The 14,041-nt window shown below is 62.4% G+C and carries 2 protein-coding genes; one reads left to right on the top strand and one right to left on the bottom strand.

Annotation, left to right across the window (positions count from 1 at the left end; translation table 11 throughout):
- Positions 1-97: 97 nt before the first annotated feature.
- On the bottom strand, positions 98-646 hold the full coding sequence (locus ACYZT1_RS17540) for an RNA polymerase factor sigma-70 (RefSeq protein ID WP_462015937.1): 549 nt from the start codon (positions 644-646) through the stop codon (positions 98-100).
- Between the two features lie 368 nt (positions 647-1,014).
- Here ACYZT1_RS17540 and ACYZT1_RS17535 point away from each other — a divergent pair, with 368 nt between their 5' ends.
- A complete protein-coding gene (locus ACYZT1_RS17535; protein WP_462015936.1) occupies positions 1,015-13,995 on the top strand; it encodes a non-ribosomal peptide synthetase in 12,981 nt (4,326 codons plus the stop codon).
- Positions 13,996-14,041: the final 46 nt, after the last annotated feature.

Below are 14,041 nucleotides of genomic sequence, written 5' to 3'. Positions count from 1 at the left end.
TGCTTCCACAGTTTGATATGACCACAAATGAGGCTTGCACGCGAATGACGGCGACGCGGTTCAAAGACGGGCGAACGGTGCGCTGCAATCTCCCAGCCTAGCGCCGCGCAAACGTGTCCGCGCGACTTCCCGAGACTTTTCGGCAATGCACCAGCGCATCACGGATCATGAAGTTCACCAACGTCGGCGACACGCCCAGTTCCTTGGCGATGTCCTTTTGCGGCACGCCGTGCAAACGGTACATCTCGAAGGCGTAACGCGTGCGGCTGGGGAGTTCGCTCAGCGCGTCGGCGATGTTTTCCAGAGTCGAGAAATTGATGTGCGAGGCTTCCGGCGAAGCGCCCGCAATTACTACATTCAAGCCTTCCTCTTCCGGCCCGGAATACCTCTGTTCCAGCGCTTGCTTGCGATAGTGGTCAATCGCCAGATTTCGCACGATCTGGAACAGGTAACTCAGCTGAGCCTTGAACGACGACGTGATCTGCGGTGCCGATTGCAGGCGGAAAAACGCATCCTGAACCACATCCTCGGCGCGTGACCGGCAGCCGGTGATGCGCGCTGCAATTTTTACCAAAATCAGTCGATTGTCGACGAATGCCTGAAGTAGCGGTGAGTCGCACCTGCTTGTGGATACTTGTTCCGTCATGGAAATCACCTTGCTGCAAATAGGGTCGCAGGACGACGTGCGCTTCGGAGTCGTCCTACACATCGAGCAACAAATTATGTTGAATGATAATTATTGTCAATTGAGAAAGAGAATTAATCCTTCTAGAAAGTGCAGAGTAATAACCGCGACACGTGGCCACACCTTGGCCCTCTGACGATCAGGCCAGCCGACTAATTATTTGCCGATGTCACGCGTTCTTATGGGTGATGGAACCGGATGACAGTCTCGTTCCAAGCGCATTCCCAATGCCTTGGGCGGTCGGCGCAGACCGCCCCCCGCATGCCCTCCAAGGGCGTGGCGCACCGACACCGATACCCCTTGCAAGCCGAATTCAGGCAGGAAACCTCATGACCGACGCGTTCGAAATCCCCAGCACCCTGGTCCAGGCCCTTCAGCGCCGCGCGGCCCTGACACCGGATCGGGTGGCCTTGCGTTTCCTTGCCGAAACCGCCGATCAGACCGTGGTGCTCAGTTATCGCCAACTGGATCAACGGGCGCGGATGATTGCCGGTGCGTTGCAGGCGCAAGCGGATTTCGGCGATCGTGCGGTGCTGCTGTTTCCCAGTGGTCCGGACTACGTTGCGGCGTTTTTTGGCTGTTTGTACGCAGGCGTGATTGCAGTCCCTGCTTACCCGCCGGAATCGGCCAGGCGTCATCATCAGGAGCGTCTGCTGTCGATCATCAGCGATGCCCAGCCGCGTTTGTTACTCACCAGTGCCGACCTGCGCGACGCGTTGCAGCACATCGAAGGTGCGCCGCCGCTGCTGTGCGTGGACACATTATCTGCCGGGCAGGCCGAGCATTGGCTTGAACCTGCTCTTGATCACAATCACATCGCTTTCCTGCAATACACCTCCGGCTCCACCGCGTTGCCCAAAGGCGTGCAGGTCAGCCACGGCAATCTGGTCGCCAACGAATCGCTGATTCGCCACGGCTTCGGCATCGACCTGAACCCCGACGACGTGATCGTCAGCTGGCTGCCGCTGTACCACGACATGGGCCTGATCGGTGGTCTGTTGCAGCCGATTTTCAGCGGCGTGCCGTGCGTTCTGATGTCGCCGGCCTACTTTTTGGGCCGGCCGCTACGCTGGCTGGAAGCGATCAGCGAGTACCGCGGCACCATCAGCGGCGGCCCGGATTTCGCCTATCGACTGTGCAGCGAGCGCGTCAGTGAATCGGCGCTGGAACGCCTCGACCTGAGCGGCTGGCGCGTGGCCTATTCCGGCTCGGAACCGATTCGCCTCGACACACTGGACCGCTTCGCCGAGAAGTTCGCGCCTTGTGGTTTCACCCCGGACCATTTCATGGCGTCTTATGGTTTGGCTGAAGCCACCCTGTTTGTCGCTGGCACTGCACGGGGGCAGGGGATTGGCAACCTGCGCGTGGACGATCAGGCGCTGGCGCAAAACCGCGCCGAGCCGGGCGAGGGTCGCGCGATCATGAGTTGCGGGATCAGTCAGCCGGATCACGCCGTGCAGATCGTCGATCCGCTGGCGCTTACCGAGCTGGCCGACAATACGGTAGGTGAGGTCTGGGCGACCGGGCCGAGCATTGCCCACGGTTACTGGCGCAAGCCGCAAGCGTCGGCGCAAACTTTTGTCGAGAAGGCCGGCCGCACCTGGCTGCGTACCGGCGATCTGGGGTTCATGCGCGAGGGTGAGTTGTTCATCACCGGGCGCTTGAAAGACCTGCTGATCGTGCGCGGCCACAACCTCTATCCGCAGGACATTGAACAGACCATCGAGCGCGAAGTTGAAGTCGTGCGCAAAGGCCGGGTTGCGGCCTTCGCAGTGAATGTTGACGGTCAGGAAGGTATCGGTATCGCTGCCGAGATCAGCCGCAGCGTGCAGAAAATCCTGCCGTCGGAAGCATTGATCAAAGCCATTCGTCAAGCGGTCGCCGAGGCGTATCAGGAAGCGCCGAGCGTGGTGGTGTTGCTTAACCCCGGCGCGTTGCCGAAGACCTCCAGCGGCAAACTGCAACGCTCGGCGTGCCGCGATCGCCTGGCCGATGGCAGCCTCGACAGCTATGCGTTGTTTCCGACGACTGCCACTGATAACGCTGAGGAAATTAAATCGGGTTCCGCGCTGCAAACCCTGATCGGCCGGATCTGGGGTGAGCAATTGCAGGTCGAACAGGTCGGCAGCGATGACCATTTTTTCCTCCTCGGCGGCAACTCCATCGCCGCCACACAAGTGGTCGCGCGGCTGCGTGAAGAGCTAGGCCTGGAGCTGAACCTGCGCCTGTTGTTCGAAGCCCCAACCCTCGGCGCATTTACCTGCGCCGTGGCGCGGCTACAGGATGGCGGCCTCGCCCAAGGTGCGATCACGCGGTTGTCGCGCAGCGAAGCGCTACCGCAATCGCTCGCGCAAAACCGTCTGTGGATCACCTGGCAACTCGATCCGCAAAGCAGCGCCTACAACATTCCCGGCGCCTTGTGCTTGCGCGGCGAACTCGATGAAGACGCCTTGCGCGCCAGTTTCCAGCAACTGCTCGACCGCCACGAGTCCCTGCGCACGCGGTTCTTCGAGCGTGATGGCGTGGCGCTGCAACAGGTCGATGCTCGCGCCGAATTCAACCTGCAACGGATCGACATCGGCGATCTGCCGGTGGCCGAGCGCGAAGCTCGTGCGCTGCAGATCCGCGAGGACCAAGCGCACACCCGGTTCGATCTGTACAAAGGCCCGCTGCTGTGGGTGACGCTGGTGCGCTTGGCCGATGACGATCATCAATTGCTGGTGACGCTACACCACATCATCGCTGACGGCTGGTCGCTGAACGTTTTGATCGATGAATTTTCACGGCTCTATGCCGCCGCATCCCAAGGTCAGACGGCGACGCTCGCAGCGCTGCCAACGCACTATGCCGATTACGGCAGCTGGCAGCGTCAATGGCTGGCGCAAGGCGAGGGCGAGCGACAACTGACGTACTGGAAAACGCAATTGGGCGAGGAGCATCCGACCCTCAGTCTGGCCACCGATCATCCGCGCTCAGCGCAGCACACCTTCAGCGCGGCACGCCATTCGATCAAGCTCGGCGCACCGTTGAGCGAGGCGATTCGCCAAACGGCGCAGGCCCACGAGGCCACACCGTTCATGCTCTTGCTCGCGGCGTTTCAGAGCCTGCTGCACCGTTACAGCGGCCAGCGCGACATCCGTATCGGCGTGCCGAACGCCAACCGTCCGCGCCTGGAAACCCAAGGGCTGATCGGGTTTTTCATCAACACCCAGGTGCTGCGCGCCGAGGTCGACTCACGGCTGTCCTTCGTTGAGTTGCTGGCGCAAACCCGGCTGGCCGCGCTGGGTGCCCAAGCGCATCAGGACCTGCCGTTCGAACAACTGCTTGAGGCGTTCCCGCAGGCGCGCGAACAAGGCCTGTTCCAGGTGATGTTCAACCATCAACAGCGGGACTTGAGCGCGCTGCGACGCTTGCCGGGTTTGCTTGCCGAAGAACTGCCGTGGCACAGCCGTGAAGCCAAATTCGACCTGCAGCTGCACAGCGAGGAAGATCGCAACGGGCATTTGAGCCTGTCGTTCGATTACGCCAGCGAACTGTTCGACGCAGCGACCATCGAGCGTCTTGCGCAGCATTTCTGCAACCTGCTCAATGCCATTTGTGCACAGCCGCACACCGCTGTCGGCGACCTGCTGTTGCTCACGCCGGGCGAGCATGATCAGCAAACCAACTGGGCCGCCGCGCCGTGCGTTCCGGCGAGCCAATGGCTGCCTGAGCTGCTCAACGAACAGGCGCGGCGTGCACCGCAAAGTACCGCGCTGATGTGGGAGGGCGGCAGCCTCGACTTCGGCGAACTGCAGGCCCGGGCCAATCGCCTCGCGCATTACCTGCGCGACAAAGGCGTTGGCGCGGACGTCTGCGTGGCCATCGCCGCCGAGCGGTCGCCGCAGTTGATGATCGGCCTGCTGGCGATCATCAAAGCCGGCGGTGCCTATGTGCCGCTGGACCCGGAGTACCCGGCCGAGCGTCTGGCCTACATGCTCCGCGACAGCGGCGTCGACTTGCTGCTGACGCAAACCGCGCTGCTTGATCGGTTGCCGGCCAGCGATGGCGTCAGCGTGATCGCCATGGACGCGCTGCACCTGGAGAGCTGGCCAAGCCAGGCACCGGGCCTGCATTTGCACGGCGACAATCTCGCCTACGTGATTTACACCTCGGGTTCCACCGGCCAGCCAAAAGGCGTCGGCAATACCCACGCGGCCCTCGCCGAACGTCTGCAATGGATGCAGCGCACCTATCAACTGGACGACAGCGATGTGCTGATGCAAAAAGCGCCGATCAGTTTTGACGTGTCGGTGTGGGAATGCTTCTGGCCGCTGGTCACCGGCGCGCGTTTGCTGATCGCCGCCCCTGGCGAGCACCGCGATGCGCAGCGCATCGCCCAATTGGTTCAGCAGTACGGCGTGACCACATTGCATTTCGTGCCGCCGCTGCTGTCGTTGTTTATCGAGGAGCCGTTGAGTGCGCAATGCACCAGCCTGCGGCGGATTTTCTCCGGCGGCGAAGCCTTGCCTGCGGAGCTGCGCGAGCGTGTGCTGGCACGTCTGCCAGCGGTGCAGTTGCACAACCGTTACGGCCCGACCGAAACCGCGATCAATGTCACCCATTGGCATTGCACAACAGCCGATGGCGAGCGTTCGCCGATCGGGCGGCCATTGGGCAATGTCGTCTGCCGGATACTCGACAGCGAACTCAATGCATTGCCAGCCGGGGTGCCGGGCGAACTGTGCATCAGCGGCATCGGTCTGGCGCGGGGCTATCTGGGCCGACCGGGTTTGACCGCCGAACGCTTCGTGGTCGATCCGCTGGGCGAGCAGGGCACGCGCCTCTATCGCACCGGCGACCGCGCACGCTGGACCGCCGATGGGGTGATCGACTATTTGGGTCGTCTCGATCAGCAAGTCAAACTGCGCGGTTTTCGCGTCGAGCCGCAGGAAATCGAAGCGCGCCTGCTCGCCCAGTCCGGTGTCGCTCAAGCAGTGGTGCTGCTGCGCGAAACCGCGGTCGGTGGACAGTTGATCGGTTACTACACCGCCGTGGAATGCGACGAATCCGTCGAAGAGCAAAGCGCTCGATTGAACGCTGCGCTGCTGGCCGAGCTGCCTGACTACATGGTGCCGGCGCAACTGATGCGCCTGGAGCAAATGCCCCTCGGCCCCAGCGGCAAGCTCGACCGCCGCGCTTTACCGGAACCTCACTGGCAGGTGCACGAACACGTCGAGCCAGTCACCGCGCTGGAACGGCAGATTGCCGGCGTCTGGCGCGATGTGCTGGGCCTTGCGCAAGCCGGCCTGCGCGATGATTTTTTTGCGCTCGGCGGCCACTCGCTGCTGGCCACACAAATCATCTCGCGCACGCGTCAGGCCTGTAACGTCGAGCTGCCGCTGCGGACGTTGTTCGAGCACAGTCAACTCGGCGCTTTTGCCGAGCAGGTTCGACAGATTCAAGTCGGCGGCAGCACCAACAAGCAGCCGCCCATCGAGACAGTCGACCGGCGCAATCCGGTGCCGCTGTCCTATTCGCAACAGCGCATGTGGTTTCTCTGGCAGATGGAGCCGCACAGTCCGGCCTACAACGTTGGCGGCATGGCGCGGCTGCGCGGCGTGCTCGATGTCGGACGGTTCGAGGCGGCGTTGCAGGCGCTGATCATGCGCCACGAAACCTTGCGCACCACGTTCCCGAGCATCGCCGGCGTGGCCCAGCAGCGGGTACACCCGCAAACCGGCCTGCGCATGGACTGGAAAGATTTCTCGGCGCTGGACGCCGACCTCCGTGAGCAGCGGGTGCAAGCACTGGCCGATAGCGAGGCGCACCAGCCTTTCAATCTGGAAACCGGCCCGCTGCTGCGCGTCAGTTTGGTCAAGACCGCCGAGCACGAACATTATCTGGTGCTGACCTTGCACCACATCGTCACCGAAGGCTGGGCGATGGACATCTTCGCCCGTGAGCTGAGCGCGCTTTATGAAGCATTCGTCGATGACCGCGAATCGCCGCTGTTGCCGCTGCCGGTGCAATACCTCGATTACAGCGTCTGGCAGCGGCAGTGGCTGGAATCCGGCGAGCGTCAGCGCCAACTGGATTACTGGACTGCGCAACTGGGCCGCGAACATCCGCTGCTGGAATTGCCCGCCGACAGGCCGCGCCCGGCGGTGCAAAGTCATCGGGGCGAGCTGTTGCGCTTCGATCTGAGCGATGATCTGGCTGCGCGGGTTCGCGCCTTCAATGCGCAAAACGGTCTGACCCTGTTCATGACCATGACCGCCACGCTGGCCGTGCTGCTTTACCGTTATAGCGGCCAGACTGACCTGCGCATCGGTGCGCCGGTGGCCAACCGGATTCGTCCGGAAAGCGAAGGGCTGATCGGCGCATTCCTCAACACCCAGGTGCTGCGCTGCCAACTCGATGGGCAGATGTCGGTCGCCGAGTTGTTCGAGCAGGTTCGCCACACTGTCATCGAAGGTCAGTCCCATCAGGACTTGCCGTTCGATCATCTGGTCGAAGCCTTGCAACCGCCGCGCAGCACCGCTTACAACCCGCTGTTCCAGGTGATGTGCAACGTGCAGCGCTGGGAATTCCAGCAGAGCCGCACACTCGCCGGCATGACCGTCGAGTACCTGGCCAACGATGCCCGCGCGACCAAGTTCGACCTCAACCTTGAAGTCACCGACCTCGACCATCGCCTCGGTTGCTGCCTGACTTACAGCACCGATCTGTTCGATGAGTCGCGCATTGCACGCATGGCCGGGCACTGGCGCAATCTGCTGGAAGCGCTGCTGGCCGATCCGCAGCAACGCCTCGGCGAACTGCCGCTGCTGGACGCCGGCGAACAGCAATCGCTGCTGGACAGCCTCGCTGTCGAGCCGGGTGAACATCGGCTGGATCTGTGCATTCATCAATTGTTCAGCGAGCAGGCACTTGTCCGTGGCGACGCGCCGGCGTTGACGTTCGGCGATCAAACCTTAAGTTATGCCGACCTCGACCGGCGGGCCAATCGCCTGGCCTGGATGCTGCGCGAGCGCGGTGTCGGACCGCAGGTGCGCGTCGGTCTGGCACTGGAACGCTCGCTGGAAATGGTCGTCGGTCTGCTGGCGATTCTCAAGGCCGGCGGCGCTTACGTGCCGCTGGATCCGGAGTATCCGCTAGAACGTTTGCATTACATGATTGAAGACAGCGGCATCGGCTTGCTGCTCAGCGATGCGGCGATGTTCAAAGCGTTGGGCCAATTGCCGCCGAGCGTGGGCCGCTGGTGTCTGCAAGACGACGCCGCAGCACTGGCCAATTACCCGGCCAGCGAGTTGCCGTTTATCAGCCTGCCGCAGCATCAGGCGTACCTGATTTACACCTCTGGCTCCACTGGCAAACCGAAAGGCGTGGTGGTGTCTCACGGTGAAATCGCCATGCATTGCCGCGCGGTGATCGAGCGCTTCGGCATGCGTCCGGACGACTGCGAACTGCATTTTTATTCGATCAACTTCGACGCCGCGACCGAGCGTTTGCTGGTGCCGCTGCTGAGCGGTGCGCGGGTGGTCCTGCGTGCTCAAGGCCAGTGGGACGCGCAAGAAATCTGCGGACTGATCCGCCGTCATCAAATCAATATCCTCGGCTTCACCCCGAGTTACGGCAGTCAGCTTGCGCAATGGCTGTCCACCCAGGAGGCAACCCTGCCGGTGCGCATGTGCATCACCGGTGGCGAGGCGTTGACCGGTGAACATTTGCAGCGAATTCGCGCTGCCTTCAAACCGCAGCTGTTCTTCAACGCCTATGGCCCGACCGAAACCGTGGTCATGCCTTTGGCGAGTCTGGCGCCGCAGCAACTTGCAGAGGGCCTGGGCAGTGTGCCGATTGGCAGCGTCATCGGCGCGCGTGTGGCGTACATTCTCGACAATGATCTGGCGCTGGTGCCGCAAGGCGCGACGGGCGAGTTGTATATTGGCGGTCCCGGTCTGGCGCAGGGTTATCACCAGCGTCCGGGCGTCACTGCCGAGCGCTTTGTCGCGGACCCGTTCCTGGCCAATGGCGGGCGCATTTACCGCACCGGCGACCTGGTGCGACAGCGCGCCGATGGCCTGGTCGAATACCTCGGGCGTATTGACCATCAGGTAAAAATTCGCGGCTTCCGCATTGAACTCGGCGAAATCGAAACCCGTTTGCTGGAGCATCCTGCGATCCGCGAAGCGGTGGTGCTGGCACTCGACGCGCCGAGCGGCAAACAGTTGGTTGGCTATCTGGTCAGCGACGTGGCCGGGCAGGATGACGAGCAGCAAGCGACACTGCGCGATGCCCTGAGAAATCACCTGAAATCGCAGCTGCCGGACTACATGGTGCCGACACAGCTGATCCTGCTGGCGAGCATGCCGCTGACCGCCAACGGCAAGCTCGATCGGCGCGCATTGCCGGCACCGGATCCGGAGCAGAATCGTCAGCATTACGTGGCGCCGAGCAACGAACTCGAGCTGACCCTGGCCGGAATCTGGTGCGCCGTGCTGAACGTCGTACAGGTGGGCCTCAACGACAACTTCTTCGAGCTGGGCGGCGATTCGATCCTGTCGATCCAGGTGGTCAGCAGGGCGCGGCAGCAGGGCATCCATTTCAGCCCGCGCGACCTGTTTCAGCACCAGACCGTGCAGACGCTCGCAGCCGTCGCCACCCGCAGTGAACAGGTCACGGCCGAGCAAGGCCTGCTCAGCGGTGAATCGCGACTGACACCGATACAGCACTGGTTTTTCGACAGCGACATTCCCCAGCGTCAGCACTGGAATCAGGCGCTGCTGCTGGCGCCGACGGTTGCACTGGAACCGCATCGCCTGGAGCAGGCCCTGCTGGCGGTGATCGAGCAGCACGATGCGCTGCGTCTGCGTTTTGAGCAAAGCGCTGGCGAATGGAAAGCTCGTCATCAGCCGATCGACGACGCGCCGGTGCTGCGGCAGGTGCAGGTCTCGGCGATGGATAAATGCGCGGCCCTGTTCGCCGCTGCCCAGCGCAGTCTTGACCTGGAGAACGGACCGTTGATGCGGGTGCTGCTGGTCGATGGGCCGGAGGGCGCGCAGCGGTTGTTTATCGCCATTCATCACTTGGTGGTGGACGGGGTGTCGTGGCGGGTGTTGCTTGACGATTTGCAAACCCTGTACCGGCAACTGGAACTCGGTGAGGCGGTCAAGCTGCCGGCGAAAACCAGCGCCTTTAGGGATTGGGCCGCGCGTCTACAGGCGTATGCCGGCAGCGACTCGCTGCGTGAAGAACTGGGCTGGTGGCAGGCCCGGCTTGCCGGACCACGTGCTGAACTGCCGTGTGATCGCCCGAACGGCGGCCGACACAGTTGCCACGCAGAAACCGTCAGCGTGCGCCTCGACGCCGAGTCCACCCGGCAATTGCTGCAACAGGCGCCGAGCGCGTACCGCACTCAAGTCAACGACCTGTTGCTGAACGCATTGGCTCGAGTGGTGTGCCGCTGGAGCGGCAACGAATCAGTCTTGATTCAACTTGAAGGCCACGGCCGCGAAACGCTGTTTGACGAAATCGACCTGACCCGCACCGTCGGCTGGTTCACCAGCGCCTACTCACTGCGTCTGACACCTTTGGAGGAGCAGGGCGCTTCGATCAAGGCCATCAAGGAACAACTGCGCGCCGTACCGCACAAAGGCTTGGGTTACGGGGTGCTGCGTTACCTCGCCGACGATCTGTGCCGGCAGACCATGGCCGCGCTGCCTGTGGCGCCCATCACCTTCAACTACCTCGGTCAGTTCGACCAGAGTTTCGGCGCCGATGCGCTGTTCCATCCGCTGGACGAGCCGGTCGGTGCCGCGCACGATCCGCAAGCGCCGCTGCCCAGTGAGCTGAGCATCGACAGTCAGGTCTATGGCGGTGAACTGCTGCTGCGCTGGACCTTCAGCGCGCAACGCTATGATCCACAGACCATTGCTGAACTGGCGCACGCCTACCTCGGCGAGTTGCACAGTCTGATCGAACACTGCCTGCAAGACGATGCTGGCGGCCTGACGCCGTCGGACTTCCCGTTGGCCAGACTTACCCAGCCGCAACTCGATGCCCTGCCGATCCCGGCCGCCAACATCGAAGACGTCTACCCGCTGACGCCCATGCAGGAAGGCATGCTGCTGCACACCTTGCTTGAGCCGGGCACCGGTCTCTATTACATGCAGGACCGTTACCGCATCAACAGCGAGCTCGATCCGCAGCGGTTCGCCCAGGCCTGGCAGGCAGTCATTGCCCGTCACGAAGCCTTGCGCGCGTCGTTCTGCTGGAACGTCGGCGAAGACATGTTGCAAGTGATTCACAAACCGGGCAGCACGCCGATCGACTATCTGGACTGGACAGGCGTATGCGAAGGCGAGCAAGAAGCAAAACTGCAGGCATTGTTGAAAAGCGAACGCGAAGCCGGTTTCGATCTGTTGCATCAGGCACCCTTCCACCTGCGCCTGATCAAGGTCGGCGCGGCGCGGTACTGGTTCATGATGAGCAACCACCACATTCTGATCGACGCTTGGTGCCGCTCGCTGCTGATGAACGATTTCTTCGAGATTTACGGGGCGCTCGGCGAAGGTCGCGACGCGCAGTTGCCGCTGCCGCCGCGCTACCGCGATTACATCGGCTGGCTGCAACGGCAGAGTCTGGTCGAGGCGCGTCAGTGGTGGAAAAGCAATCTGCAAGGCTTCGAGCGGACCACGCCGATTCCGGGCGACCGACCGTTTCTGCGTGAACATGCCGGTGACAGCGGCGGCATGATCGTCGGCGATTGCTACACCCGACTGGATGCACGCGACGGTGCGCAGCTGCGCGAGCTGGCGCAGGTGCATCAGTTGACCATCAACACCTTCGCCCAGGCGGCGTGGGCTTTGGTGCTGCGGCGCTTGAGCGGTGATCGCGACGTGCTGTTCGGGGTCACGGTGGCCGGGCGGCCGGTGGACATGCCGCAGATGCAACGCACCGTCGGCCTGTTCATCAACAGCATCGCGCTGCGGGTGAAGATGCCCGAGGACGACCAGCGCTGCAGCGTCCGCGCGTGGCTGAGCGCCTTGCTCGACAGCAACATGCAACTGCGCGAATACGAGTACCTGCCGCTGGTGAGCATTCAGGAAAGCAGCGAGTTACCCAAAGGCCAGCCGCTGTTCGACAGCCTGTTTGTCTTTGAAAACGCACCGGTGGAAGTCTCGGTGCTGGACCGTGCGCAGAGCCTTGACGCGACCTCGGATTCGGGCCGCACCCACACCAACTTCCCGCTGACGGCGGTGTGTTATCCGGGCGATGACCTGGGGCTGCACCTGTCGTATGACCAGCGTTATTTCGACGAGTCGACCATCGAGCGCATGCTCGGTGAATTCAAGCGTCTGTTGTTGGCGCTGGTCGATGGCTTCCATGGCGACATGGCGGACTTGCCGCTGCTCAGCGCAGAGGAAGAGGTTTTTCTGCTCAATGACTGCAATCCGAGCGATCACGACTATCCACTGGAACACGGTTATGTCGCCCTGTTCGAAGCGCAGGTCGCTCAGCATCCGCAGCGCATCGTCGCGAGTTGCCTCGATCAGCAACACACTTACGACGAGCTGAATCGGCGCAGCAATCGCCTCGGGCATGCGTTGATCGCCGCCGGTGTGGGCCTGGATCAACCGGTGGCGTTGCTCGCTGAGCGCAACCTCGATCTGCTCGGCATGATCATTGGCAGCTTCAAGGCGGGCGCCGGTTATCTGCCGCTCGACCCGGGCCTGCCGAGCCAGCGGCTGGGCCGGATCATCGACTTGAGCCGCACGCCGTTACTGGTCTGCACTCAAGCCTGTCACGATCAGGCCGTCGCGCTGCTGGACGAATTCGCCTGCGCCAATCGACCGAAGTTGCTGGTCTGGGAACAGGTACAAGCGAGCCAGGTCGCGCTGGATAATCCAGGCGTCTACAGCGGTCCGGATAACCTCGCCTATGTCATCTACACCTCGGGCTCCACCGGCCTGCCAAAAGGGGTGATGGTCGAGCAACGCGGCATGCTCAATAACCAGTTGAGCAAGGTGCCCTATCTCAAGCTCAGCGAAGTTGATGTGATCGCGCAGACAGCGTCGCAAAGCTTCGATATTTCGGTCTGGCAGTTCCTCGCCGCGCCGTTGTTCGGTGCGCGGGTGGACATCGTGCCGACTACCATCGCCCACGATCCGCAGGGCTTGCTGGCGCATGTCTCGGCGCAAGGCATCAGCGTGCTGGAGAGCGTGCCGTCGCTGATTCAGGGCATGCTCGCACAGGAACGCATGGGCCTTGACGGTCTGCGCTGGATGCTGCCGACCGGTGAAGCGATGCCGCCGGAGCTGGCCCATCAATGGCTGCTGCGTTACCCGGACATCGGGCTGGTAAACGCCTATGGCCCGGCGGAATGTTCCGACGATGTGGCGTTCTTCCGCGTCGACCTGGCCTCGACCCGCGGTAGTTATTTGCCGATTGGTGCGCCGACCGACAACAACCGTTTGTACCTGCTCGATGGCGCGCTCGACCTCGTGCCGCTGGGGACAGTGGGCGAGCTGTGTGTCGCCGGTACCGGTGTCGGCCGCGGTTATGTCAGCGATCCATTGCGCACGGCACAGGTGTTTGTGCCCAACCCGTTCGGCGCACCGGGCGATCGCTTGTATCGCACCGGCGACCTGGCGCGGCGGCGCAGCGACGGCCTGCTGGAATACGTCGGGCGGATCGATCATCAGGTGAAAATCCGCGGCTACCGCATTGAACTGGGTGAAATCGAAGCGCGTCTGCACGAGCAACCAGAGGTACGCGAGGCCGCGGTGGGTGTGCAGGACGGCGGCAACGGCAAGCATCTGGTGGGTTTTCTGGTGGCGGCAGATTCGGCTTCGAATTCCAGCGAACATCTGGAGCGCATCAAGCAGCGGCTGCGCGCCGAGTTGCCGGAATACATGGTGCCGCTGCATTGGTTGTGGCTGGAACGGATGCCGCTGAACGCCAATGGCAAGCTGGATCGCAAAAGGCTGCCGACGCTGGAGATCGGCCAGTTGCAGAGCCACGATTATCAGGCGCCGCGCAGTGAATTGGAGCAGACGCTGGCGGACATCTGGGCGCAGGTGTTGAAAGTCGAGAGGGTGGGCGTGCAGGACAACTTTTTCGAGCTCGGTGGTCATTCCTTGCTGGCAACGCAGATTGCATCGCGGGTGCAGCAAACCCTGCAACGCGATGTACCGCTGCGGGCGATGTTCGAGTGCAGCACGGTGGCGGAACTGGCGGGGTACATCGAGGGCCTGGCGGCGAACGACCTGACCGGGGAGAAGGTGGATCGGTTGAATGATTTGATGGCGGAACTCGAGGGGTTTTGATGGCCAGGTGGCCTGTCGAAGGTTGCAACGCCTGGTTGCACAAACC

This window comes from Pseudomonas sp. PB3P13 (assembly GCF_054897735.1).
This window is presented reverse-complemented; position numbering and strand designations above follow the sequence as displayed.